Raw genomic sequence first — 26,390 nt, forward strand, 5'->3', positions numbered from 1 at the left:
TATTTGAAACATGTTAAAGCTAGTATACGCTATAAGGCACTATTTTGAAAGGAACGGTTTTTACGTGTCCTCTCGTTTGGCCGATAAATTGGGGATAAGAGCCAAAAGTATTCGGCTTTTCTTTATCTACTTATCTTTTGCAACCTTGGGAGTGGGCTTTGGTTTATATCTTACTCTTGCATTCTGGTTGAGAATTAAGGACATGATCTACACAAAGCGAACTTCTGTTTTCGATCTTTAAAGTTGCCTATCTGTGAATCTTATTTCTGAATCAGAAAGAATAACAAGCATTCTCTGAAAGAATGTTTAGTATATCTTTAACATTTAACTTGTAAAAATTTGAAAAAGCCTATTTTTTTAGTTTCTTGCTGAGCTGAAAAAATAACCTTCAACTAACAATTAAAATTAATTTATGAGAAAGTACTTACTTTCATTGTTCTTTACATTTTCAATAGTTTCATTATTCGCTCAAGAGCTGGATGTTAAAGCTGATATTGGGAACCCTTCCAACTTAATTAACGATGGCTTTATCGATCTTCAGGTCTCTGGCGGGACTCCCCCTTATACATACAAATGGTCTAATCAGTCTACTTCTTTAAAGTCTGAAAGAGCAGAAGGTTTAGTAGAAGGAATACCTTATGCTGTTGTTATTACCGATAGTCAGGGCGAATCTACAACAAGGTCTTATAAAATTGATGCAGAAGCCATCACTGAACATTTTAACGGAACATTTGCTCCTATAGTTTCTAGTATGGGGTCTATCTTATTCTGGGATCCATTCTCTGCAATTGGAGTGTATGATCCTGTAGTGTATGCCGATGTGAAAAATGTTTCTACCCCGGGATGGACTACAGATACTGAGGATAGATTTGTTTTAAAACAATGGGTTGTAAAAGAAGGAACTAAAGTTAAAAAAGGTGATCTAATTGCGGTAGTTTCTTCAGACAAAGGGGAAGATCTTAATACTTATGCCCCTGCGAACGGTACGCTTAAATATCTTGCCAAGCAAGGTGAAGTGATCTATAACTCTGAGAATGTTGAAGATGTTATTGAAGCAGGAGCGCACAATTTAGCTCAGATAGAATACGACGAAAAAATTCCATTAACTCACCCTAACGGAGATCCTCAAACCAAGGATATTCCATTTATTGTAGTGTGGTTATTATTGGGAGCATTGTTCTTTACATTTAGAATGGGCTTCATAAACTTACGTGGGTTCAAACATTCTCTTGAATTAGCACGTGGGAAATATGATGATCCGGATGCTCCAGGGCAGGTAACGCATTTCCAGGCCTTGGCTACCGCAGTTTCAGGAACTGTAGGTTTAGGAAATATTGCAAGGGTTGCTGTAGCGATCTCTTTAGGGGGTGCAGGAGCTACTTTCTGGATGATTGTTGCTGGTTTACTGGGGATGTCTTCAAAATTTGTAGAATGTACTTTAGGTGTGAAATACAGATTTATCAATAGTGAAGGTCGTGTATTTGGAGGACCAATGAACTATTTGAGATATGGTCTTGAAAAGAGAAATCAGAAAGGGCTAGGTAAAGTACTGGCGGGATTATTTGCTGTGTTAGCAATAGGGGCTTCTTTTGGAGGAGGTAACATGTTCCAGGCTAACCAGTCTTTCGAACAATTACAAGGGCAATTTCCATTTCTTGTTGGAAACGGATTCTTATTCGGGATAGTTACTGCTGTTTTAGTTGGTATCGTGATTATTGGAGGTATTAATAGTATTGCTAAAGTAACAGGGAGAATCGTGCCACTAATGGCTGGAATCTATATCTTGGCTTGTTTGGCAGTAGTGTTTATTAATATAGACAATATAGGACCAGCTTTTACGGCGATCTTTGATGGGGCTTTTAGTCCGAGCGCTTTAAAAGGGGGTGTCATAGGGGTGTTAATAGTAGGTTTCCAACGTGCAGCATTCTCGAATGAAGCTGGGGTTGGGTCTGCAGCCATTGCGCATAGTGCTGCTAAAACGAATCATCCACCTTCTGAAGGTTTTGTAGCTTTATTAGAGCCTTTTATTGATACGGTAGTAGTTTGTACTCTTACCGCTTTGGTTTTGATCTTTACAGGGAAGCACGAAGTTAATGGAATTGCCGGAGCGCAGTTGACATCTGATGCTTTTGGAAGTGTGATCTCTTGGTTCCCATATGTATTAGCAGCTGCTGTTTTCTTATTTGCATTCTCTACAATGATCTCGTGGTCATATTACGGAATGAGAGCTTGGACTTATTTGTTTGGAAAGAGCAAGAAAACTGAAATGATATATAAAGCTTTGTTCCTTGTGTTTGTTGTTGTTGGGGCCTCAGTAAGTTTAGGAGCTGTATTAGACTTTTCCGATATGATGATTCTGGCGATGTCTTTCCCTAACATTATTGGTCTTTACATAATGTCTGGTGAAGTGAGAACCGATCTACGTGATTATATGAGAAAATTAAAAGCAGGAGAATTGTTTAAAAAACAAGCTCAGGCTCGCTAATGAATTGAAATAAATGAAAAATCTTAAATCCCATTTTGTTTTCTCTAGAAGTGAACAAAATGGGATTTTTTTATTGGTAGCTATTATAGTGCTCCTTCAATTGGTATATTTCTTTGTTGATTTTGAATCTGGTAAAACAACCAGTAGCCTTTCCAATGCTAGTCTGCAGAAGTTTCAATCTCAGGTAGATTCTTTAAAGTTAGCTGCTGAAGCTAAAAGAATTCCAGAAATATACCCTTTCAATCCTAACTATATTACCGATTATAAAGGGTATCGCCTTGGAATGTCTGTTGCTGAAATAGATAGATTACTGGAGTATAGGGCTCATAATAAATGGGTGAATTCAGCTAAGGATTTTCAAATGGTTACAGGTGTTTCCGATTCTTTATTGAATACAATAGCTCCCTTTTTTAAATTCCCGGAATGGGTTACCCGTAACGAGGTAAGGTCTGGATCCAAGCAAAGTCTATTGAATAATTCAAGTGTTTCTAAAAAAGATATTAATACAGCTACTCAAGCTGATTTGATGGAGATTAGAGGAGTAGGAGAGGTGCTTGCTACGAGAATAATTAAATATCGATCAAAAATGGGTGGGTTTATTGATGATATTCAGCTCAAGGATGTTTATGGGCTTAACAGCCAAGTGCGTTTAGAATTACTTAAAAACTATAGTGTTAAAACTCCACAGCAAATAGAACTGTTAGATATTAATGAAGCAAGTATTTTGCAGCTGGCTTCAATTCCATATATTGATTATGAGCTGGCTAGAGAAATCGTAGATTATAGGTTACTTCACGAAAAGATTTCCAGCTTTGAAGAATTGGCAAAAATTAAGGATTTTCCTTCAGAAAAAATAGATAGAATTGCGTTATATTTGACCATAAATAAGAATTTGAAAAAGTAAAGAGAGTTTATTTCATTATATGATATATAACTAATTGTATATTACTCTTTCAGGGAAAAGCTTTAAAAGTAAGGTTTTCAACATGTCTTAATCAAACTTATAGAATTAACTAATATGAATAATATGTATTTTACAGAAGAGCATGAGCTTTTCAGAAAAAGTTTTCAGGAATTTTTGCAGAAAGAGGTTGTGCCTCATATTGATAAATGGGAGAAAACAGGTACTATTGAAAGATTTATCTGGGAGAAGTTTGGAGAAATGGGATATTTTGGACTTACCTATCCTGAACAATACGGTGGTTTGAATTTAGATCTTTTCTATACTGTTATTTTTCTTGAAGAATTACAGAAAATAAATTCAGGTGGATTTGCAGCTGCTATGTGGGCACATTCTTATTTGGCTATGACGCATTTAAATACTGAAGGTAGTGAAGTTATAAAGCAAAATTATCTCGCCCCAAGTATTGCGGGTGAAAAAATAGGCTGTCTTTGTATTACCGAGCCTTTTGGAGGATCTGATGTTGCCGGAATGCGCACTTCGGCTGTTAAAAAAGGCGATAAGTACATTATAAATGGTTCAAAGACCTTTATTACTAATGGTGTTTATGCTGATTATTTCGTTGTCGCGGCCAAAACCAGTCCCGAAAAGGGAAATAAGGGAATGAGCATATTTCTGGTAGATAAAGATACTCCGGGAATATCTTCAACTAAGTTGGATAAATTGGGTTGGAGAGCTTCCGATACTGCGGAAATTGCGTTTAATAATGTAGAGATCCCTTTAGAGAACCTGATGGGAGAAGAGGATAAAGGCTTTTCATATATAATGCAGCACTTTGCTTTGGAGCGTCTTATAATGGGGGTGAATGCCCATGCCCGCGCAGAATATGCGCTGGATTATGCGATTAAATATATGGGAGAGCGTACCGCCTTTGGGAAGACCATTGATAAATTCCAGGCCTTGCGTCATAATGTTGCTGAGATGGCAAGTGAGGTGGAAATGTGTAAAGAGTTCAATTATTCTATTGTAAAAAGAATGATAAACGGAGTGTATGTAGTAAAAGAGGCAAGTATGTCTAAATTGCTATCTACAAAAATGGCCGATAAAGTTATTTACGACTGTTTGCAATTGCTAGGAGGATATGGCTACATGGAAGAATACCCAATGGCCAGATTGCTTAGAGATAGCCGCTTAGGGCCAATTGGGGGTGGTACTTCAGAAATCTTACGTGAGATTATAGCTAAAATGGTAATTGATAAAAAAGAGTATAAGCCTGCAGCAGAGTAATTTAGGTTTTGGAAATTATATGAATAAATAAATTAAATATTATTTTAAATAAAGGTTGCAGGGTAATTGAATTGAATTATCTTTGCACCTCAATTCTAAAGAGAGGAGGTGACACTATGTTAATTATACCAGTTAAAGACGGAGAAAATATCGATAGAGCGCTAAAGCGTTTTAAAAGAAAATTTGACAGAACAGGGACCATGCGTCAGTTGAGAAGCAGACAAGCGTTTTCTAAACCTTCTGTAGAGCGTAGAGCTCAAGTTCAGAAAGCTCAATACATTCAGCACTTAAGAGATCAGGAAGAAATTTAAATCTCTTCAATAAGGCATTCTTAAGTGTCTCAATTGAAATGATTTTTGACCCTGTCGGAAATTTAGATTTTTCTTAAAGTCTATAACTCCAAAATAATCCTTTTTATAAGGATGTAATAAGATACTGTTGGTAGATCAAAGTTTTATAACTTTGTTTTTACCAACAGTTTTTTTATGTCTGTAAATTCCTTTCTAGATTATCTTCTGCTTGAGAAAAAGTATTCTCCTAATACCGTAAATGCGTATAAGGCAGATTTAAGTGCCTTTATTTTATTTCTGGGAGAGGAAGTAAAGGAGGGTGATCTTGCCTCGATTTCATATTCTGAAATAAGAAATTGGATAGTTGTTCTGGTGAACTCCGGAATAAGTAATAGGAGTGTAAATAGGAAGGTCGCTTCTTTAAAGGCGTACTATAAATTCTTACTTCGAACGGGGCAGATTCAATCGAATCCTCTTGCTTCGCATAAAGCTTTGAAGACCAAAAAAAGTGTTCAGATTCCTTTTTCTGAAAAAGAGGTGTCGTCGGTACTGGCGGCTTTGCAGCCTTTAGACTTCAAAACATCCAGAGATTTAGCTATTATAATGCTTTTTTATGCCACGGGGATGCGTCGGGCAGAGTTGGTAGGTTTAAAGCTTCAAGATCTTGATATGTCTAATAGGATGCTTAAGGTGTTGGGGAAAAGAAATAAAGAAAGATTGTTGCCGTTATTAGATGAAGTGTGTGATGTGTTAGCCGGATATTTGATTTATAGGAAAGAGAAGGCTAGAGAAGGTGATGCATTTTTGTTTATAACTGAAAAGGGCGATAAAATATATGAAACTCTTGTTTATAGGATTATAAATAATTACTTTAGTGAAGCATCCAGTAAGGTGAAGACGAGCCCTCATATTCTAAGGCATTCCTTCGCTACTCATTTGTTGAGTCATGGTGCAGATTTAAATGCTGTAAAGGAGTTGTTAGGGCATTCCAGTTTGGCAGCAACTCAGGTTTATACACATAATAGTATTTCAGAGCTAGGTAAAGTATATAGAAATGCGCACCCTCGCCAAACAAAGCATTGACCATAATTTATTGTTTAATTAAATTTTTTAGGAGATGAAAGTAAATGTGCAATCAGTAAATTTTAATGCAGACCAGAAATTAATAGATTTTATTCAGGTTAAATTAGATAAGTTAGAACACTTCTACGATAAGATAATTTTCGCCGATGTTTTCTTAAAAGTTCAAAATACTAGTGATAAGGCAAATAAAACTACCGAAATTTTATTAAGTATTCCTGGAGGTGAATTAATGGTTAAAAAGACCTGTAAAAAATTTGAAGAGTGTGTGGATGAATGTGTTAGCTCTTTACAGCGGCAAATTTTGAAAAAGAAAGAAAAAATGAATGCCCATGTTTAATGATTTTTTTTGCAAAATTATTTTGTAGAACGAATAAAGAAACATACATTTGCAGTCCGTTAGAAATAGCGGACTTTTTTATGTTGAAAAAGTGAAAGGCCGATGTAGCTCAGCTGGCTAGAGCAGCTGATTTGTAATCAGCAGGTCGTGGGTTCGAGTCCCTCCATCGGCTCTTGAAATTTTGAATAAAAAGCTTTGGAAATTAGTAAATTTTTTATTTGATTTGCACCTTCAAAAAAACAAGCCATTTATTCATTATGAATATAACAGTGGTTCTGTGAAATATTGAAAAGGTTTTAATTATTGGGGAGATACTCAAGCGGCCAACGAGGGCAGACTGTAAATCTGCTGACTACGTCTTCGCAGGTTCGAATCCTGCTCTCCCCACTAAAATTTTGAAGTTCGCTTTAAAATTTGAATAAAATAGATTTTTATAACCTTGCGAGAGTAGCTCAGTTGGTAGAGCGTCAGCCTTCCAAGCTGAATGTCGCCGGTTCGAACCCGGTCTCTCGCTCTAAGTTAAACAGCAAGTTCGTTTGTTGTTTACGCTTATCTCCGCAAGATGCGTTCTTGTTGGAGATAGTTTTTTTTGCCGACGTAGCTCAGGGGTAGAGCGTTTCCTTGGTAAGGAAGAGGTCACGAGTTCAATTCTCGTCGTTGGCTCTTAATTTTGTATAAAATTGAACACTAATATATAACTAAGATTAAATAAGTATTAATTATGGCAAAGGAAACTTATGATCGTTCCAAACCGCACTTAAACATCGGTACGATTGGACACGTAGATCACGGAAAAACAACTTTAACAGCAGCTATAACTAAAGTAATGGCTGATGCTGGTTATTCAGAAGCTAAGTCTTTTGATCAAATTGACAACGCTCCGGAAGAAAAAGAAAGAGGTATTACAATTAACTCTTCTCACGTAGAATACTCTACTGCAAATCGTCACTATGCACACGTTGACTGTCCAGGTCACGCGGATTATGTGAAGAACATGGTTACTGGTGCTGCTCAAATGGACGGTGCTATTTTGGTGGTTGCGGCTACTGATGGTCCAATGCCACAAACTCGTGAACACATCCTTTTAGGACGCCAGGTTGGTATCCCAAGAATCGTTGTATTCTTGAATAAAGTGGATATGGTTGATGATGAAGAATTATTAGAACTAGTTGAAATGGAAGTAAGAGATTTACTTTCTTTCTACGAGTATGATGGAGATAATGGTCCTGTTATTTCTGGTTCAGCTCTTGGTGCACTTAATGGTGAGCAAAAATGGGTTGATACTGTATTAGAATTAATGGAATCTGTAGATGCTTGGATCGAATTACCAACACGTGATGTTGATAAGCCTTTCTTAATGCCTATCGAAGATGTATTCTCTATTACTGGTCGTGGTACTGTTGCAACTGGTCGTATTGAAACTGGTGTTGCAAACACTGGAGATCCTGTAGAGATTATTGGTATGGGGGCTGGAAAATTAACTTCTACTATTACTGGAGTTGAAATGTTCCGTAAAATATTAGATAGAGGTGAAGCTGGAGATAACGTAGGTATCTTATTGAGAGGTATTGAGAAAACTCAAATTTCTCGTGGTATGGTTATCACTAAGCCAGGATCTGTAACTCCACACGCTAAGTTTAAAGCTGAGGTTTACATCCTTAAAAAAGAAGAAGGTGGACGTCATACTCCATTCCATAATAACTATCGTCCACAGTTCTACGTACGTACAACTGACGTAACTGGGACTATTTCTTTACCAGAAGGAGTAGAGATGGTTATGCCTGGAGATAACATTACTATTCATGTTGAATTGATCCAGCCTATCGCTATGAACGTAGGTCTTCGTTTTGCTATCCGTGAAGGTGGTAGAACTGTAGGAGCTGGTCAGGTAACTGAGATCGTAGACTAATTATATTGTATAAGTAGTAAGGTATCCTGTTTGATCAGGATACCTTAGCTTATATTAATAGGTAAACTTAATTTATTAGGTTTATTATATACGGGTTTAGCTCAGTTGGTAGAGCACTGGTCTCCAAAACCAGGTGTCGGGAGTTCGAGTCTCTCAACCCGTGCTTTAAAAAAATCATTTTGTAAAGAATGATTTTTTTTAGGAGAAAGAAACAACGGATTGAATATTGCATAAATATGTTGTATATCAAACCGACCAAATAGGTAACACAATGGCAGGAATCGTCAATTATATTTCAGAGTCTTATAATGAGTTGAGAAACCATGTAACGTGGCCAACTTGGGCGGAAGCTCAAAGACTTACAGTGCTTGTAGCTGTTTTTTCAATTATATTTTCTTTAGCTATTTGGGGTGTAGACACCGTTTTTAGTTCTGTTATCGAGAAATATTTTGAATGGATAAAATCTTAAATTGAAAGCTATGGCAGAAGTAAAGGATAAAAAATGGTATGTGGTTCGTGCTGTAAGCGGTCAGGAGAATAAGGTTAAGGAATATATTGAACGTGAGATCTCTCATTTAGGGATGGAAGATTTTGTAGGAGAAGTTTTAGTTCCTACTGAAAAAGTGATCCAGATTAGAAATGGTAAGAAGATTTCTAAAGAGAGAGTTTACTTTCCTGGATATGTAATGATATTAGCGAATATAGGAGGGGAAATTCCTCACGTTATTAAGTCTATTAATGGTGTTATTGGTTTCTTAGGAGAAACTAAAGGAGGAGATCCTGTGCCGTTAAGAAGATCTGAAGTTAACCGTATGTTAGGTAAGGTTGATGAATTATCTGTAAAAGCTGATAATGTTGCAATTCCTTATACTGTTGGAGAAACTATCAAAGTAATTGATGGTCCTTTCAATGGGTTTAATGGAACTGTTGAGAAAATTAATGAAGAAAAGCGTAAGCTTGAGGTAATGGTTAAGATTTTTGGAAGAAAAACACCGTTAGAGTTAAGTTATATGCAAGTTGAAAAAGTATAATAGTAATACTGTTACATATATTTTGATAGTTTTAATGGCTTCCACTAGTAAAACTATTACCTAAAAATTATAAAAATGGCAAAAGAAGTAAGTAAAGTTGTAAAACTACAAGTTCGTGGAGGTGCTGCTAACCCATCACCACCAGTAGGACCTGCTTTAGGTGCTGCCGGAGTAAATATAATGGAGTTCTGTAAGCAATTTAACGCTAGAACTCAAGATAAGCCAGGTAAAGTATTACCGGTTGCAATTACAGTATATAAAGATAAGTCTTTTGATTTTGTAATTAAAACTCCACCAGCTGCAGTTCAGATATTAGAAGCATCTAAACAGAAAAAAGGATCAGGTGAGCCCAATCGTAAGAAGATTGCTAGTGTAACTTGGGATCAGATTAAAGCAATTGCTGAAGATAAAATGCAGGATTTAAATGCATTTACTATTGAATCAGCTATGAAGATGGTAGCGGGAACAGCTCGCTCTATGGGTGTAACTGTTAAAGGGCAAGCGCCGTTTTAATCAAAAATAGAAATTAAAAATGGCAAAATTAACTAAAAAGCAAAAAGAGGCTCAATCTAAAATCGAAAACGGGAAACAGTATTCGGTAAGTGAAGCTTCTGCTTTAATAAAGGAGATTTCCAACGAAAATTTTGATGCTTCTGTAGATTTAGCGGTTCGTTTGAACGTAGATCCACGTAAAGCTAATCAAATGGTTAGAGGTGTGGTTACCTTACCACACGGAACAGGTAAAGATGTAAAAGTATTGGCTTTAGTTACTCCAGATAAGGAAGAGGAAGCTAAACAAGCGGGTGCAGATTACGTTGGTCTTGATGAGTATTTAGATAAAATTAAAGGTGGATGGACTGATGTAGACGTAATTATTACCATGCCTAGCGTTATGGGAAAATTAGGTCCATTAGGTAGAGTATTAGGACCAAGAGGTCTTATGCCTAACCCAAAGACCGGAACAGTTACTATGGATGTTGCAAAAGCAGTATCTGATGTAAAAGCTGGTAAAATTGACTTTAAAGTTGATAAAACTGGTATTGTTCATGCAGGAATTGGAAAAGCATCTTTTGATGCAGACAAGATTGCTGGAAACGCAAGAGAATTATTAACTACGTTGGTTAAATTGAAACCGGTGGCAGCTAAAGGTGTATACATTAAGAGTATCTTCATCTCTACTACTATGAGCCCAGGGGTTGAAATTGATACTAAAAGGTTCACTGAGCAATAATATTATAGATTATGACAAGAGAAGAAAAATCATTAGTAATTGAAGATCTAACTGCGCAGTTAACAAATAATTCTATTATTTACCTTGCTGATATCTCAGGCTTAAACGCTTCGAGTACTTCAAACTTACGTCGCGCTTGTTTTAAAGCAAATGTAAAGTTGGCGGTAGTTAAAAATACATTACTTGCAAAAGCTATGGAAGCTTCTGATAAAGAATTCGGAGAACTTCCTTCAGTTTTAAAAGGTAATACATCTATTATGATTTCTGAAACTGGAAATGCTCCAGCTAAAGTTATCAAAGAATTCAGAAAAAAATCACCAATCCCTCTATTAAAAGGAGCTTTTGTAGAAGAAGCTATCTATGTTGGAGACGAGTATCTAGATGCTTTAGTTAACATCAAATCTAAAGAGGAAGTTATTGGAGATATCATCGGATTGTTACAATCTCCTGCTAAAAACGTTGTTTCAGCGCTTAAGTCAGGTGGAGGTAAAATCGCAGGAATTCTTAAAACTCTTTCTGAAAAAGAAGGATAAGCACGTACGCACTTTTTAACAATTATATAATAAAGAACATTTTAAAACGATAGAAAATGGCAGATTTAAAAGATTTCGCAGAACAATTAGTTAACCTTACAGTAAAAGAAGTTAATGAGTTAGCTGATATATTAAAAGAAGAATACGGTATCGAGCCTGCAGCTGCTGCGGTAGCTATGGCTGGTCCTGCTGGTGGTGGTGAAGACGCTGCTGAAGAGCAAACTGAATTTGATGTAATCCTTAAAGCTGCAGGTGGTTCTAAACTTGCTGTAGTTAAACTTGTAAAAGAACTTACAGGTCTTGGACTTAAAGATGCTAAGGAATTAGTAGACGGAGCTCCAAAACCAGTAAAAGAAGGAGTTGCTAAAGATGAAGCTGAAGCGTTAAAAGCACAATTAGAAGAAGCAGGAGCTGAGGTTGAGCTTAAATAAGCTTAACAAGCAATATTATTTAGGTTTAGGCCTCAGGACTAGCTCCTGAAGGTCTAAACCCTTTTGCGTATATAAAGTTTTAGGTTTATAACGCACCCACTTTTTTATATAAATTATAATTCCGTCCATTGATGTTAGCAACGCAAACTGAAAGATTGAATTTCTCTTCTGTAAAGAACAAACCTGATTATCCGGACTTTTTGGATGTTCAAATCAAGTCCTTTCAGGATTTCTTTCAACTAGAAACAAAATCAGAAGAAAGGGGAGATGAGGGTCTCTATAATACCTTCATGGAAAACTTTCCTATTACAGACACTCGTAATCAATTCGTTTTAGAATTCTTAGATTACTTTGTGGACCCACCAAGATATTCCATTCAGGAATGTATTGAGCGTGGTTTAACTTATAGCGTACCGCTTAAAGCTCGCTTAAAATTATATTGTACCGATCCAGAACACGAAGATTTTGAAACTATCGTACAGGACGTATATTTGGGAACTATCCCTTATATGACTCCTAGCGGAACTTTTTGTATCAATGGTGCAGAGCGTGTAGTGGTTTCGCAGTTACACCGTTCGCCTGGGGTTTTCTTTGGACAATCCTTCCATGCAAATGGAACTAAATTATATTCTGCCAGAGTAATTCCTTTTAAAGGATCCTGGATAGAATTTGCTACTGATATCAATAACGTGATGTACGCGTATATCGATAGAAAGAAAAAATTACCTGTTACTACACTTTTCCGTGCTATCGGTTTTGAAAGAGATAAGGATATCCTTGAGATCTTCGACCTTGCTGAGGAAGTTAAAGTTTCTAAAACAGGACTTAAAAAATATCTTGGCCGTAAATTGGCTGCCAGAGTGTTAAATACCTGGTATGAAGATTTCGTTGATGAAGATACCGGAGAGGTTGTTTCTATCGAGCGTAACGAGATTGTATTAGATCGTGATACAGAATTAGACAAAGATCATGTTGAAGAGATTCTAGAAACAGGAACTAAAACCATCCTTCTTCATAAGGAAGATAACTCAACTGGAGATTATGCAATTATTCATAATACATTGCAAAAAGATCCAACAAACTCTGAAAAAGAAGCTGTTGAGCATATCTACCGTCAATTGCGTAATGCTGAACCGCCAGATGAGGAAACAGCACGTGGAATTATAGATAAATTATTCTTCTCAGATCAACGTTACAGTTTAGGTGAAGTTGGTCGTTACAGAATGAATAAAAAGCTTGGTTTGGATATAGGAATGGATAAGCAAGTGCTTACCAAGGAAGATATCATTACTATAGTAAAATATTTAATTGAGTTAATTAACTCTAAAGCAGAGATCGATGACATCGATCACTTATCTAACCGTCGTGTTAGAACTGTTGGAGAACAATTATCTCAACAATTTGGTGTTGGTCTAGCTCGTATGGCTCGAACTATTCGTGAGAGAATGAATGTACGTGATAACGAGGTGTTTACTCCAATAGATTTGATTAATGCAAAGACCTTGTCTTCTGTTATTAATTCTTTCTTTGGTACTAACCAGTTATCTCAGTTTATGGATCAAACAAATCCATTAGCCGAGATTACGCACAAGCGTAGATTATCTGCACTTGGGCCAGGTGGACTTTCAAGAGAAAGAGCAGGATTCGAAGTACGTGATGTTCACTATACTCACTACGGAAGATTATGTCCTATTGAAACTCCGGAGGGACCGAACATTGGACTTATCTCTTCTCTTTCTGTTTTTGCAAAAGTGAACAGCATGGGATTCATCGAGACTCCTTATAGAACTGTAACTGATGCTAAGATCGATTTCTCTCAAACACCTATTTATTTAAGTGCTGAGGAAGAAGAAGATAAGAAAATTGCACAAGCAAACATTCCATTACAAGAAGATGGAACTATAGATACTGATAAGGTTATTGCACGTATGGAAGGTGACTTCCCGGTAGTAGATCCAAAAGAGGTTCACTATATTGACGTTGCACCAAACCAAATCTCATCTATTTCAGCTTCATTAATTCCTTTCTTGGAGCATGATGATGCGAACAGAGCTTTGATGGGATCGAACATGATGCGTCAGGCAGTACCTTTATTAAGAGCAGAATCTCCAATTGTTGGAACTGGTCTTGAAAGACAAGTAGCTACCGATTCTCGTGTATTGATTAATGCTGAAGGAGATGGAGAAGTAGAATATGTAGATGCTCAAAAAATCACCATTAAATACGATCGTACAGAAGACGAGCGTATGGTAAGTTTTGATACAGATTCTAAAACTTACGATCTTATTAAGTTTAGAAAGACCAACCAGGGAACTTCTATTAACTTAAGACCAATTGTAAGTGTAGGAGATAGAGTTTCTAAAGGTCAGGTTCTTTGTCAGGGATATGCTACAGAAGCAGGGGAACTTGCTTTAGGTAGAAACATGAAAGTTGCTTTCATGCCTTGGAAAGGATATAACTTTGAGGATGCAATTGTAATTTCTGAGAGAGTAGTAAGAGAAGATGTCTTTACTTCTATTCACATAGATGAATATTCGTTAGAAGTTCGTGATACCAAATTAGGTAACGAAGAATTGACTAATGATATTCCAAACGTTTCTGAAGAAGCTACAAAAGATCTTGATGAGAACGGAATGATCCGTATTGGAGCTGAAGTAAAGCCTGGTGATATTCTTATTGGTAAGATCACTCCTAAAGGAGAAAGTGATCCAACACCAGAGGAGAAATTACTTAGAGCTATCTTTGGAGACAAAGCAGGTGATGTAAAAGATGCTTCATTAAAAGCACATCCTTCTTTAAGAGGTGTAGTTATTAATAAGAAACTTTTTGCAAGAGCTGTAAAAGATAAGAGAAAACGTGTTCAGGATAAAGAAGATGTTACTGCTTTAGAGAAAAAGTACGATGCTAAATTTGCTATCTTAAAAGCTAATCTTGTAGATAAGTTATTTGCTATAGTAGGTGGAAAAACTGCTCAGGGAGTTCAAAATGATTTAGGGGAAGAAGTAATGCCAAAAGGTAAGAAATACACCCTTAAAATGTTAAACTCTGTAGACGATTATACACACTTAACGCAAGGTACTTGGACTACTGATGACAACTTGAATAAGCTTGTTGCCGATCTTATCCATAACTATAAGATTAAGGAGAATGATCTTCAAGGGAATTTAAGAAGAGAGAAATTCACTATTTCTGTTGGAGATGAATTACCTGCAGGTATCATCAAATTAGCAAAAATATATGTTGCTAAGAAGAGAAAACTGAAAGTAGGTGATAAAATGGCAGGTCGTCACGGTAACAAAGGTATTGTTGCTCGTATCGTACGTCAGGAAGATATGCCTTTCTTAGAAGATGGAACTCCTGTAGATATCGTTCTTAACCCACTTGGGGTACCTTCCCGTATGAACATCGGTCAGATTTATGAGACCGTATTAGGATGGGCAGGTCAAAAACTTGGTAGAAAGTATGCAACGCCAATTTTTGATGGTGCTACTTTAGATCAAATTAATGAACTTACCGATGAAGCTGGGGTGCCACGATTTGGTCATACTCACCTTTATGACGGTGGAACCGGAGATAGATTCGATCAACCTGCAACTGTTGGAGTTATTTATATGTTGAAATTAGGACATATGATCGACGATAAGATGCACGCCAGATCTATTGGACCATACTCATTAATTACGCAGCAACCACTTGGTGGTAAAGCGCAATTTGGAGGTCAGCGTTTTGGAGAGATGGAAGTTTGGGCATTAGAGGCATACGGTGCTTCTGCAACCTTACGTGAGATCTTAACGGTAAAATCTGATGATGTGATAGGTAGAGCCAAGACTTACGAAGCTATCGTAAAAGGTGAACCTATGCCAGAGCCTGGTTTACCAGAATCTTTCAACGTGTTAATGCACGAACTGAAAGGTTTAGGATTGGATATTAGATTAGAAGAATAATATACTGCCTCTAAAGTTGGATGCCGAAAGGTATCCAACTTTAGAGGCAGGATTTTCACAATAATTAGATAGCATTTATTATGGCTAGAAGTAATGAAAAGAATACAGAACAGAGGTTTAATAAGATCTCTATAGGTTTAGCTTCACCAGAGTCCATCTTAGCGGAATCTCGTGGGGAAGTGCTTAAACCGGAAACTATCAATTATCGTACGCACAAGCCTGAGCGTGACGGGTTATTCTGTGAGCGTATTTTTGGTCCTGTTAAGGATTACGAATGTGCCTGTGGGAAATATAAAAGAATCAGATACAAAGGTATTGTATGTGATAGATGTGGGGTAGAAGTAACAGAAAAGAAAGTACGTAGAGACCGTGTTGGGCATATCAACCTAGTTGTTCCTGTAGCACATATCTGGTATTTCCGTTCTTTGCCAAACAAAATAGGGTATTTATTAGGGCTTCCTTCCAAGAAATTGGATATGATCATATATTATGAAAGATATGTGGTTATACAAGCAGGAATCGCTAAGAATGCAGAAGGAGAACAACTTAAGAAAATGGATTTCTTAACTGAAGAAGAATACTTGGATATCCTAGATTCTCTTCCGCAAGAAAACCTTTATCTTGAAGATAACGACCCAAACAAGTTTATCGCTAAAATGGGTGCAGAATGTCTTATTGAGCTCTTAAGAAGAATCGATCTTAACGAACTTTCTTATGATTTAAGACACAAAGCAAATAACGAAACTTCAAAACAACGTAAAACGGAAGCTTTAAAAAGACTTCAGGTTGTTGAGGCTTTCCGTGATGCAAATAAGAACAGAGAGAATCTTCCTGAATGGATGATCATGAAGGTAGTGCCAATTACTCCTCCAGAACTTAGACCTTTAGTGCCTTTGGATGGTGGACGTTTTGCAACTTCCGATTTGAACGACCTTTACAGAAGAGTTATTATCCGTAATAACCGTTTGAAGAGATTGATGGAGATTAAAGCTCCGGAAGTAATCTTGCGTAACGAAAAACGTATGTTACAGGAATCTGTAGATTCGTTATTCGATAACACAAGAAAATCATCTGCAGTTAAAACTGATTCAAACCGTCCATTGAAATCACTTTCTGATTCCTTGAAAGGTAAGCAGGGACGTTTCCGTCAGAACTTACTTGGTAAACGTGTAGATTATTCTGCTCGTTCGGTAATTGTTGTTGGACCGGAATTGAAGATGTTTGAATGTGGTCTTCCAAAAGATATGGCAGCTGAACTTTACAAGCCTTTCGTGATCAGAAAATTGATCGAAAGAGGAATTGTGAAAACTGTAAAATCTGCTAAGAAAATAATAGATAAAAAAGAACCGGTTGTTTGGGATATTTTAGAAAATGTATTAAAAGGACATCCAGTATTACTTAACAGGGCTCCTACGCTTCACCGTTTAGGAATCCAAGCTTTCCAACCAAAACTTATTGAAGGGAAAGCTATTCAATTGCATCCATTAGCAACTACGGCATTCAACGCCGATTTTGATGGTGACCAGATGGCGGTACACTTGCCACTTGGGCCAGAAGCAATTCTGGAAGCGCAGTTATTAATGTTAGGTTCTCACAACATTTTGAACCCTGCAAATGGATCTCCAATTACGGTTCCATCTCAGGATATGGTGCTTGGTCTGTACTACATGACCAAACCTCGAGTGTCTACAGCTGAAATCAAAATTAAAGGAGAAGGTCTTACTTTCTATTCTGCAGAAGAAGTTATCATTGCTTTTAATGAGAAGAGAGTTGACTTAAATGCTGTTATTAAGATAAGAACTAACGACTTCAATGAAGAAGGAGTTCTAACTAAGCAAATTATTGAAACTACTGTTGGTAGAGTTTTATTTAACGAATCTGTACCAGAAGCAGCAGGATTTATAAATGAGGTATTAACTAAGAAATCTCTTAGAGAAATTATCTCAAATGTGTTAAAGGCTACTAGTGTACCTGAAACTGCAGAATTCTTAGATAACATTAAATCTCTAGGATATCGTTTTGCATACACCGGTGGATTGTCATTTAGTTTAGGGGATATTATTATTCCTGCTGAAAAGCAATCTATGATCGATGAGGCTAACGAACAGGTTGAGGGAATTATAGGAAACTATAATATGGGTCTTATTACCAACAACGAACGTTACAATCAGGTAATTGATATATGGACTTCAACTAACGCCGGTCTTACCGAGTTAGCAATGAAGAGAATTCGCGAAGACAATCAAGGATTCAACTCTGTGTACATGATGCTTGATTCTGGAGCTCGTGGATCTAAAGAACAGATCCGTCAGTTAACCGGTATGCGTGGATTGATGGCTAAGCCTAAGAAATCTAACTCTGGTGGAGGTGAAATTATTGAAAACCCGATTTTATCTAACTTTAAAGAAGGTCTTTCAATTCTTGAATACTTTATTTCTACTCACGGTGCTCGTAAAGGTCTTGCCGATACCGCACTTAAAACTGCCGATGCAGGTTACTTAACGCGTCGTTTGGTAGATGTTTCTCAGGACGTTATTATAAACGAAGAAGACTGTGGAACATTACGAGGAGTAGAGGTTACGCCTCTTAAGAAAAATGATGAGATTGTAGAATCTCTTGGAGAACGTATATTAGGGCGTATTGCCTTAAACGATGTTTTCCACCCATTAACTGAAGAGTTATTGGTAGCTTCCGGTAATGTGATTATGGAAGATGTAGTGAAGAAAATTGAAAATGCTCCTATAGAGAGTGTTGAAGTAAGATCTGCACTTACCTGTGAAGCTAAAAAAGGAATCTGTGTTAAGTGTTACGGTAGAAACCTTGCAACTGGGAAACTGGTTCAAAGAGGGGAAGCTGTAGGGGTTGTTGCTGCTCAATCTATTGGGGAACCAGGAACTCAGCTTACACTTCGTACCTTCCACGTTGGGGGTATTGCAGGGAACATTTCTGAAGAGAACAAATTGATTGTTAAATTCGGTGGTGTTGCAGAAATTGAAGATCTAAAAGTTGTTAAAGGTGAAGGTCCTGATGGAAGTATAACCGATATCGTAATTTCAAGAACTTCAGAATTAAAAGTAAAAGACAAGAAAACCGGAGTAGTACTTAGTACAAACAATATTCCTTATGGTTCTCAAATCTTTATAAATGATGGTGACACTGTTAAACCAGATGATGTTATTTGCCAGTGGGATCCATATAACGGAGTTATTATTTCAGAATTTGCCGGTAAGATCAAATATGAGAACATCGAGCAAGGTCTTACATACCAAGTTGAAATAGATGAGCAAACAGGATTCCAGGAAAAAGTTATTTCTGAATCTAAGAACAAAAAGCTTATCCCAACCTTATTGATTTTAGGTAAAAAAGACGAAGTAATTCGTTCTTATAACCTTCCGGTTGGTGCTCACTTAATGGTAGATAAGGATGAAAAGATCAAGGTTGGTAAGATCTTGGTTAAAATTCCACGTAAATCTTCTAAAGCAGGGGATATTACAGGAGGTCTTCCACGTGTAACCGAGCTTTTCGAAGCGCGTAATCCTTCTAACCCGGCTGTAGTAAGTGAGATCGATGGTGTTGTTTCTTTCGGGAAGATCAAAAGAGGTAACCGTGAGATCATTGTAGAATCTAAGTTAGGTGAAGTTAAAAAGTACCTTGTAAAACTATCTAATCAGATCCTTGTTCAGGAGAACGATTATGTACGTGCGGGTATGCCTTTATCTGATGGTTCTATCACTCCGGAAGACATCTTGAGCATTAAAGGGCCAAATGCTGTTCAGCAGTATTTAGTGAATGAAGTTCAGGAAGTATACCGATTACAAGGGGTGAAAATTAACGATAAGCACTTTGAGGTAGTAGTTCGTCAAATGATGCGTAAAGTTAGAATTGTAGATTCTGGAGATACTATTTTCCTTGAAAACCAATTGATCCATAAATCTGATTTCATCGAAGAAAACGATAAGATCTTCGGATTAAAAGTGGTTGATGATGCTGGAGACTCTAAAAATCTTAAACCGGGACAAATTGTATCTATGCGTGAACTTAGAGACGAGAACTCCTCATTAAGAAGAGAAGATAAGGCACTTGTTACTGCAAGAGAAGCAATTCCTGCAACAGCAACTCCTATCTTACAAGGTATTACAAGAGCATCGTTACAAACTAAATCGTTCATCTCTGCGGCTTCCTTCCAGGAAACTACAAAAGTATTGAATGAGGCAGCTGTAAACGGTAAGATAGATTACCTAGAAGGTCTTAAAGAGAATGTAATTGTAGGACATAAGATCCCTGCAGGTACAGGTATGAGAGCTTATGATGATATTATTGTAGGATCTAAAGAAGAGTTCAATGAAATGCTTGAAAAAAAGCAGGAAGTGAATTATAATTAAAAAAGATTGATTTTCAGGTCGGCTTTTGTCGGCCTTGAAAATTAACTGTCAATATAATCTGCTTTAGAGAAGGCTTTTGGCTAACTTTAAAGCAGATTTTTTTTATAACCATTTTATTAGAATTATGAGCGACGAGAAAAACCCCAAACAAGGACAGATAAATATAGAGTTAGACGAGAAAGTAGCAGAAGGGACCTATTCGAATCTGGCTATTATCAATCATTCAGTTTCAGAATTTGTAGTGGATTTTGTGAGTATTATGCCTGGCACACCAAAGAGCAAGGTGAAATCACGTATAATTCTTACACCACAACACGCTAAGCGATTATTAAAGGCTTTAGGTGAAAATGTACAGCGTTTTGAAAAAGCTCATGGAGAGATCAAGGATTATGAGCAAGCGCCTATTCCCTTAAATTTCGGTCCGACGGGACAGGCTTAAAAAATAAAAAACCCCGAAGCTAACTTCGGGGTTTTTTATTTCAACCATTAGAATTCTGAGGTGGAATGGAATTTGATAGAAGGATATTTTTGCTGTGTCATTTGTAATGAGAATTGAGAATCGGCAAAAAATACTAATTGACCTCTTTTATCTTTCGCCAGGAATTTTGCTTTTACCCTTTTGAAATCTTTGAATTCTTCACTCTTTGGGTCTTTTGCTTCTACCCAAGTAGCCTTATATACATTTAGGTTTTCATAGGTGCATTTTGCGCCATATTCATGTTCAAGTCTATATTGTATAACTTCAAATTGAAGGGCGCCCACAGTTCCAATTACCTTACGGTTGTTCATTTCCAGTGTGAATAACTGTGCTACCCCTTCATCCATCAACTGGTCTACTCCTTTTTCTAATTGTTTAGATTTCATAGGATCAGCATTGTTGATGTATCTGAAGTGTTCTGGTGAGAAACTTGGAATTCCTCGGTAATTCAGCACTTCTCCTTCAGTAAGGGTATCACCAATTTTAAAGTTTCCTGTGTCATGTAAGCCAACAATATCTCCTGGATAAGAGATATCTACAACTTCTTTCTTTTCTGCAAAAAAGGCGTTAGGACTAGAGAATTTTAGATTTTTCCCATGTCTAACATGTAAATAAGGTTTATTACGCTCAAAGACTCCCGATACAATCTTTATGAATGCCAATCGGTCACGATGCTTAGGATCCATGTTGGCATGTATTTTAAATACAAATCCTGTAAACTCCTTTTCGTCAGGTTTTACGGTTCTCGTCTCACTATCTTTTGGGCGTGGAGTAGGAGCGATGCTTACAAAACAGTCTAATAATTCCCTAACTCCAAAATTGTTTAATGCAGAACCAAAGAAAACCGGTTGTAAATCCCCTTCAAGATAGGCTGTTTTATCAAATTCAGGATATACACCATGAACTAATTCCAGTTCATCTCTAAGGTTGTCTGCAGCTTTTTCGCCAATAAGTTTATCCAATTCCTCAGAAGCCAGATCAGAGATCTCAACGGTATCTTCAATATCTTTTCTGGAATCACCCGTAAAAAGGTTCACGTTCTTCTCCCAGATGTTGTAGATCCCTTTAAAATCGTATCCCATTCCAATAGGGAAACTAAGTGGTGTAACGCTTAACTTTAATTTTTGCTCAATTTCATCTAATAATTCAAATGCATCTTTTCCTTCTCTATCCAGTTTGTTTACAAAAACTATCATCGGGATGTTTCGCATTCTACAAACCTCTACTAACTTTTCGGTTTGTTCCTCTACACCTTTTGCAACATCAATTACTACTATAACACTGTCTACAGCCGTAAGGGTTCTAAAGGTGTCTTCAGCAAAATCCTTATGCCCCGGAGTATCAAGGATATTAATTTTTACACCATTATATTCAAAAGCAAGCACCGATGTAGCAACAGAAATACCACGCTGACGTTCTATTTCCATAAAGTCACTGGTCGCTCCTTTTTTGATCTTATTAGATTTTACCGCTCCTGCTTCGTGAATGGCGCCCCCAAATAATAGTAATTTCTCTGTTAAAGTTGTCTTACCAGCATCGGGGTGTGAAATGATGCCAAATGTTCTTCTTCGTTTAATCTCGTCGGTAAATTTCATCGTTTTATTTAAGTGTGCAAAGATAAAATATTTGTTTCAGAAAAGAGAATAGTATTTGGGATTGCAGTTTATATTTTCGACAAAAACAATTGCTTGGAAGCTCCTTGTTTTGCTATGATTTGGTAAGCCTATTTCGTATTTTTGAATTTCAATTAATGCTATGACAGAAGAAAAAGTAATCCTTGTTAACGAAAATGATGAGCAAATAGGCTTGATGCCCAAGATGGAAGCGCATGAAAAAGGGCTTTTACATCGTGCATTTTCGGTATTTGTTTTTAACGACAAGAATGAACTAATGCTCCAACAGCGTGCTTTAGATAAATATCATTCTCCCGGGCTATGGACCAATACTTGCTGTAGTCATCAACGAGAAGGGGAGACGAATATTGAGGCAGGAAAACGACGCTTGCAGGAAGAAATGGGTTTTAGTGTAGATTTAAATGATACCATCTCCTTTATTTATAAAGCTCCTTTTGATAATGGATTGACCGAGCATGAATTTGATCATATCCTTATTGGGAATTATAATGATGAACCTGCTCTAAACCCTAATGAGGCTGCAAGTTGGAAATGGATGACGTTGGAGGCTGTAGAAGAAGATATGCAATCTCACCCTGAAAAATATACCGAATGGTTCAAGATCATTTTTGATAAATATTATCAATCCATACAAATATGAGAGTAACCGTTCATAGAAAAGCACACTTTAATGCCGCGCATAGATTATTTAGAAAGGATTGGGACCTTGCTAAAAATGAATTGATCTTCGGAAAGTGCAGTAACCCTAATTTTCACGGTCATAATTATGATCTTACCGTATCGGTAACGGGAGAGATCGATCAGGAAACAGGTTTTGTAATGGACCTCAAGGTTTTAAAAGATCTTATTTATAACGAAGTAGAAGTGGCTTTTGATCATAAAAATTTAAATATTGAAGTAAAAGAATTTAAAGATCTCAATCCCACAGCCGAAAATATTGCAGTTGTTATCTGGAACAAGTTAAAACCTAAATTGAAACCCGAACTGGATCTGTCGGTCACCTTATATGAGACACCTCGAAATTTTGTAACCTATAATGGAAAATAAATGTCTTTAGAAATAGGAGATACTATTCCTGCATTACAGTTGAAAGATAAAGATGGAAATGACTTTCAGCTAGATCAGTTTAAGAATATAAAACCAGTGGTGATTTATTTTTACCCAAAGAATTTTACCCCGGGATGCACTAAGGAGGCTTGTGGGTTTAGAGATAAATACCAGGATTTTAAAGATTTGGGTGCAGAGGTTATTGCCATTAGTTCCGATTCTGAAGCTTCCCATTCAAAATTTGTAGAAAAATATAGTTTGCCTTTCATCTTTTTATCTGATGAACATAAACAGGCCAGAAAAGCATTTGGAGTAAAATCGGCTCTATTAGGATTGATTCCCGGACGTGAAACCTTTGTATTTGATAAAGAAGGAAAACTCCAATTTCGTTATAATAACCTCAATGCTTCCCAACATACCAGTCTTGCCCTAAAACATTTAAAAGAATTGAGTTGAATGCTTGGCTGTAATTTAATACTATATAATATTAAGAGCGGGTAGTGCATATTTATTTTTCTGGAAGAGAAGAAAAAAAATTAAAAAGTATATTATAATATTAAAAAATAGATTAAATTCGCAGCCTAAATTTAAGAAAGAATGGCAAGTATAAGATTGTTAAAGAGGGATGTGAATTATGTAATGGGAGATATTATTGAGGCTGCATATATCCATCAATTAGCAAACCCAAAACAAGATCCTAAGAAAACTGAAGCTATAGTAGATGAAGCAATTACTAGCTTTGATACTTTAATGGCTAAGATCAACCAAAAACAGGTTGAGAACAATAAAAAACATTTCAAATCTATTGAAAAGGAATTAGAGACCAAAGCGCAAGAATTGGTAGCTAAGATCAATGAATTGTAAAATATATTCGATGCCGATGTAGCTCAGCTGGCTAGAGCAGCTGATTTGTAATCAGCAGGTCGTGGGTTCGAGTCCCTCCATCGGCTCAATATTAAAAGCTTCTCCATTTGGAGAAGCTTTTTGCTTTATAATAGTTAGGGTTTAGTGAAGTGCGTCTAACTTCAATAGTTTAGAGCAGTTTTCCTGGACTTTACTAAATTGCTCTACATCATCTTCTATTTTCTTGTTCCAAAAAGGTATCATAGTCGATAATTTTTTCTGCCACTCTAGTTTTTCCAATTTTTCCGGAAAGGCAGTCTGTATTACTTCCAACATGATATGTACAGCTGTGGAAGCACCGGGAGAGGCTCCTAATAATGCGGTGATGGAGCCATCTTTAGAGTGAACTACATCTGTTCCAAATTCGAGGACTCCGCCTTCTTCTTCATCTTTCTTTATAATTTGAACACGTTGTCCGGCAACTTTTAATTCCCAATCGTCTGAATTCGCATCAATTATAAATTCCCGTAGTTCATTCATTCTATCTTCATGATCCATGCTAATTTGCTCAAGAAGATATTTAGTAAGTGGTAAATTATGCCAGAAAACACCCCACATAGATGGGAGGTTATCAAAATTGATAGATTTAGGGAGGTCAAGTAAAGAACCTTCTTTTAAAAATTTTGTGCTAAAGCCGGCAAAGGGACCGAAAAGAAGTTCCTGCTTGCCATTAATCATTCTGCTGTCCAGATGAGGGGTAGACATTGGAGGGGCATCAGGCCCTGCTTTGCTATAAACTTTCGCATGGTGTTTTGCAATTACTTCTGGGTTTTTGCAGTAAAGCCATTGTCCGCTAACCGGAAAACCGCCATATCCATCCTTTTCTTCAATTTCCACCTTTTGTAAAAGCGGTAGTGCACCTCCTCCAGCGCCAATAAAAACATGATGGGCATCATAGTATTCCTTATTGTTGCTGGCTAGATCTTTTACTTCAGCCATCCATTCCACATTAGGGGAAGGGTCGATATCGAGTACCTCTCTGTTCATAAGAACAGGAGTGTTAAAATGATCTTCCAGTATTTTAAAATAGGATTTTGTAAGATTTCCAAAGTTTACCTCGGTTCCAATTTCCATTCTGGTTGCTGCCATTACTTCGTTTTTAGAGCGATTTTGCATAATGAGCGGAAACCATTTTTCCAGAGTACCATAATCTTCAGAAAATTTCATGGTTTTAAACATGAAGTGTGATCGTAGCGTATCAAATCTTTTCTTTAAAAAAGCCACATCTTCTTTTCCTTTTACCCAACTATGATGGGGTACAGATTGAATAAAAGCTTCGGGATTTGATAATAATTTTTGCTTCAACAAATATGCCCAAAATTCTTTAGAGTGTTCAAATTGCTCAAAGATCTCTATAGCCTTAGAAACATCTATAGAGCCATCTTTCTGTAATGGCGTATAATTTAGTTCACAAAGTGCCGAATGGCCCGTTCCTGCATTATTCCATGCGGCCGAACTTTCCTGTGCTACTTCATCTAATCGTTCTAAAATAAGTATTTTGATTTCAGGGTCAATCAATTTGAGCATTAAAGATAAGGTAGCGCTCATAATACCACCACCTACACAAATAAGATCGTATTTTGTTTGTTGATCGGGTTGATTTAAAAACATAAAAAGAGGTTTTTCTCAAATTTAGGAAAACCTCTTTTTATGTTAGCCCAACAAAATATTAAAGCTTGGGAATAATTGGGTTTAAATATGGTCTACTCTTGTTCTTCTACTTCTTCAACAAGCTTCTCGTTCTTTCTTCTTTCCTTTAAAAAATCTTTCAGGTCTTTTCCGTATTTAGATTTTTGAACTTGGGGAGTTAGAGAATTGTAAATAGTATCTAAATATTTAATATTGGCATCGAATACTTCAGACATTGCTAAGTAAGGTGCTATTTCAAGGTCTTTATTCAAAATAGCGTAGTTTACAGTGTAAAGGTATTTTCTCTTTAAAAGACCATCATATTGCTTATTAGTTTCAAGAATAAGCTCTTCGTCATTATCCCTTTGGGCTTCAAAGTTTTTTTGAATAAGCTCTAAGTTCTTATCATTAAAACGCTGCATCATATTGCGGTATTCTTTCAACTTTTCCTGATTACTTGAGCCTATAACCTTAGCATCTACCTGAAAATTTTTCAAGGTAGTATTTATTGTTACTTCCCCTTCTTCAGCAAAAAATTCAATTCTGTCGTCATACTGTACGTTGTCCACTTTATCTAAGTAGAGATACATAATTTGCGGACTCTTAATATAATCTTCCAGAATGAAGCTAGCATCACCGCTAATCACCACCGAGTCTACATTAATCAATGCCGTGTCCTCGATCTTTTGCAGGTAGAGCGTGCCTTTTTTTAAACCTTTTACAGAACCTTTAACCAATAAATTGCTTTCCTTTTCAGAGCAAGCAGTAATGCTTAATACTAAAAGCAATAAAACACTTAATTTTTTCATGAATTCATTTTGGAATGATGGGTGGCAAATATCATATAAATTTCTA

24 protein-coding genes and 6 tRNA genes are annotated in these 26,390 nt (G+C 36.7%); 27 read left to right on the forward strand and 3 right to left on the reverse strand.

Annotated elements, in window-relative coordinates:
- Positions 1-10 precede the first annotated feature (10 nt).
- The 22 genes from L1I30_RS04730 to L1I30_RS04835 all read left to right on the forward strand — a co-directional run bounded on the left by L1I30_RS04730 (position 11) and on the right by L1I30_RS04835 (position 20,283).
- Positions 11-241: a PspC domain-containing protein gene (locus L1I30_RS04730; protein ID WP_236133120.1), complete on the forward strand. Its 231-nt coding sequence runs from the start codon at positions 11-13 to the stop codon at positions 239-241.
- Positions 242-412: 171 nt separating this feature from the next.
- Positions 413-2,485 carry an amino acid carrier protein gene (locus L1I30_RS04735; RefSeq protein WP_236133121.1) on the forward strand — a complete coding sequence of 691 codons (2,073 nt, stop codon included), beginning with the start codon at positions 413-415 and terminating at the stop codon, positions 2,483-2,485.
- Between the two features lie 13 nt (positions 2,486-2,498).
- A complete protein-coding gene (locus tag L1I30_RS04740; protein WP_236133122.1) occupies positions 2,499-3,389 on the forward strand; it encodes a ComEA family DNA-binding protein in 891 nt (296 codons plus the stop codon).
- Positions 3,390-3,503: 114 nt separating this feature from the next.
- Positions 3,504-4,673: an acyl-CoA dehydrogenase family protein gene (locus L1I30_RS04745; protein WP_236133123.1), complete on the forward strand. Its 1,170-nt coding sequence runs from the start codon at positions 3,504-3,506 to the stop codon at positions 4,671-4,673.
- A 116-nt stretch (positions 4,674-4,789) separates the two neighbouring features.
- Positions 4,790-4,984, forward strand: a complete 195-nt coding sequence (gene rpsU, locus L1I30_RS04750; RefSeq protein ID WP_236133124.1) for a 30S ribosomal protein S21 — start codon at positions 4,790-4,792, stop codon at positions 4,982-4,984.
- A gap of 174 nt (positions 4,985-5,158) precedes the next feature.
- Positions 5,159-6,046 carry a tyrosine-type recombinase/integrase gene (locus L1I30_RS04755; RefSeq protein WP_236133125.1) on the forward strand — a complete coding sequence of 296 codons (888 nt, stop codon included), beginning with the start codon at positions 5,159-5,161 and terminating at the stop codon, positions 6,044-6,046.
- A 34-nt stretch (positions 6,047-6,080) separates the two neighbouring features.
- Complete coding sequence (gene hpf / locus L1I30_RS04760; protein ID WP_236133126.1) at positions 6,081-6,383, forward strand: ribosome hibernation-promoting factor, HPF/YfiA family; 303 nt, start codon at positions 6,081-6,083, stop codon at positions 6,381-6,383.
- A 98-nt stretch (positions 6,384-6,481) separates the two neighbouring features.
- A tRNA-Thr gene (locus L1I30_RS04765) sits at positions 6,482-6,555 on the forward strand.
- A gap of 133 nt (positions 6,556-6,688) precedes the next feature.
- Positions 6,689-6,770: transfer RNA gene (locus tag L1I30_RS04770), tRNA-Tyr, on the forward strand.
- 54 nt (positions 6,771-6,824) lie between these two features.
- Positions 6,825-6,897, forward strand: a tRNA-Gly gene (locus L1I30_RS04775).
- A 77-nt stretch (positions 6,898-6,974) separates the two neighbouring features.
- Positions 6,975-7,046 (forward strand) — tRNA-Thr (locus L1I30_RS04780).
- Positions 7,047-7,104: 58 nt separating this feature from the next.
- On the forward strand, positions 7,105-8,292 hold the full coding sequence (gene tuf, locus L1I30_RS04785; protein ID WP_236133127.1) for an elongation factor Tu: 1,188 nt from the start codon (positions 7,105-7,107) through the stop codon (positions 8,290-8,292).
- 90 nt (positions 8,293-8,382) lie between these two features.
- A tRNA-Trp gene (locus L1I30_RS04790) sits at positions 8,383-8,455 on the forward strand.
- A gap of 108 nt (positions 8,456-8,563) precedes the next feature.
- The gene (gene secE, locus L1I30_RS04795) at positions 8,564-8,761 is read left to right on the forward strand and encodes a preprotein translocase subunit SecE (RefSeq protein WP_236133128.1); all 198 of its coding nucleotides are present in this window, start codon (positions 8,564-8,566) and stop codon (positions 8,759-8,761) included.
- A 10-nt stretch (positions 8,762-8,771) separates the two neighbouring features.
- A complete protein-coding gene (gene nusG / locus L1I30_RS04800) occupies positions 8,772-9,323 on the forward strand; it encodes a transcription termination/antitermination protein NusG (RefSeq protein WP_236133129.1) in 552 nt (183 codons plus the stop codon).
- Positions 9,324-9,398: 75 nt separating this feature from the next.
- A complete protein-coding gene (gene rplK / locus L1I30_RS04805) occupies positions 9,399-9,836 on the forward strand; it encodes a 50S ribosomal protein L11 (protein WP_236133130.1) in 438 nt (145 codons plus the stop codon).
- Positions 9,837-9,855: 19 nt separating this feature from the next.
- Entirely contained in the window at positions 9,856-10,554 is a 699-nt protein-coding gene (gene rplA, locus L1I30_RS04810) for a 50S ribosomal protein L1 (protein WP_236133131.1), read from the forward strand.
- Positions 10,555-10,565: 11 nt separating this feature from the next.
- A complete protein-coding gene (gene rplJ / locus L1I30_RS04815) occupies positions 10,566-11,087 on the forward strand; it encodes a 50S ribosomal protein L10 (protein ID WP_236133132.1) in 522 nt (173 codons plus the stop codon).
- Between the two features lie 56 nt (positions 11,088-11,143).
- Positions 11,144-11,518, forward strand: a complete 375-nt coding sequence (gene rplL, locus L1I30_RS04820) for a 50S ribosomal protein L7/L12 (protein WP_236133133.1) — start codon at positions 11,144-11,146, stop codon at positions 11,516-11,518.
- 131 nt (positions 11,519-11,649) lie between these two features.
- Positions 11,650-15,462, forward strand: coding sequence for a DNA-directed RNA polymerase subunit beta (gene rpoB, locus L1I30_RS04825; protein WP_236133134.1), 3,813 nt, complete (start codon positions 11,650-11,652; stop codon positions 15,460-15,462).
- 80 nt (positions 15,463-15,542) lie between these two features.
- Positions 15,543-19,844 (forward strand): DNA-directed RNA polymerase subunit beta', encoded by a 4,302-nt coding sequence (gene rpoC / locus L1I30_RS04830; RefSeq protein WP_236133135.1) that lies wholly within the window; start codon positions 15,543-15,545, stop codon positions 19,842-19,844.
- Between the two features lie 124 nt (positions 19,845-19,968).
- Positions 19,969-20,283: a DUF3467 domain-containing protein gene (locus tag L1I30_RS04835; protein WP_236133136.1), complete on the forward strand. Its 315-nt coding sequence runs from the start codon at positions 19,969-19,971 to the stop codon at positions 20,281-20,283.
- 47 nt (positions 20,284-20,330) lie between these two features.
- Here the strand turns inward: L1I30_RS04835 and L1I30_RS04840 are convergent, their stop codons facing one another.
- Positions 20,331-21,917, reverse strand: coding sequence for a peptide chain release factor 3 (locus L1I30_RS04840; RefSeq protein ID WP_236133137.1), 1,587 nt, complete (start codon positions 21,915-21,917; stop codon positions 20,331-20,333).
- A 160-nt stretch (positions 21,918-22,077) separates the two neighbouring features.
- Between L1I30_RS04840 and idi the strand changes: the two genes are divergently transcribed.
- The 5 genes from idi to L1I30_RS04865 all read left to right on the forward strand — a co-directional run bounded on the left by idi (position 22,078) and on the right by L1I30_RS04865 (position 23,953).
- The gene (gene idi, locus L1I30_RS04845; protein ID WP_236133138.1) at positions 22,078-22,596 is read left to right on the forward strand and encodes an isopentenyl-diphosphate Delta-isomerase; all 519 of its coding nucleotides are present in this window, start codon (positions 22,078-22,080) and stop codon (positions 22,594-22,596) included.
- Entirely contained in the window at positions 22,593-23,003 is a 411-nt protein-coding gene (locus tag L1I30_RS04850; RefSeq protein ID WP_236133139.1) for a 6-pyruvoyl trahydropterin synthase family protein, read from the forward strand. The genes idi and L1I30_RS04850 overlap by 4 nt, the downstream gene beginning before the upstream one ends.
- Positions 23,004-23,459, forward strand: coding sequence for a peroxiredoxin (locus L1I30_RS04855; protein WP_236133140.1), 456 nt, complete (start codon positions 23,004-23,006; stop codon positions 23,457-23,459).
- Between the two features lie 141 nt (positions 23,460-23,600).
- Positions 23,601-23,867 carry a hypothetical protein gene (locus tag L1I30_RS04860; RefSeq protein ID WP_236133141.1) on the forward strand — a complete coding sequence of 89 codons (267 nt, stop codon included), beginning with the start codon at positions 23,601-23,603 and terminating at the stop codon, positions 23,865-23,867.
- A gap of 12 nt (positions 23,868-23,879) precedes the next feature.
- Positions 23,880-23,953, forward strand: a tRNA-Thr gene (locus L1I30_RS04865).
- Positions 23,954-24,008: 55 nt separating this feature from the next.
- Here the strand turns inward: L1I30_RS04865 and mqo are convergent.
- Together mqo and L1I30_RS04875 are read right to left on the reverse strand one after the other, a co-directional pair.
- Positions 24,009-25,517 carry a malate dehydrogenase (quinone) gene (gene mqo, locus L1I30_RS04870; protein WP_236133142.1) on the reverse strand — a complete coding sequence of 503 codons (1,509 nt, stop codon included), beginning with the start codon at positions 25,515-25,517 and terminating at the stop codon, positions 24,009-24,011.
- A 92-nt stretch (positions 25,518-25,609) separates the two neighbouring features.
- A complete protein-coding gene (locus L1I30_RS04875; protein WP_236133143.1) occupies positions 25,610-26,344 on the reverse strand; it encodes a DUF4369 domain-containing protein in 735 nt (244 codons plus the stop codon).
- Positions 26,345-26,390 lie beyond the last annotated feature (46 nt).

This window comes from Gillisia lutea, assembly GCF_021568705.1.
GTDB classification, from domain to species: domain Bacteria; phylum Bacteroidota; class Bacteroidia; order Flavobacteriales; family Flavobacteriaceae; genus Gillisia; species Gillisia lutea.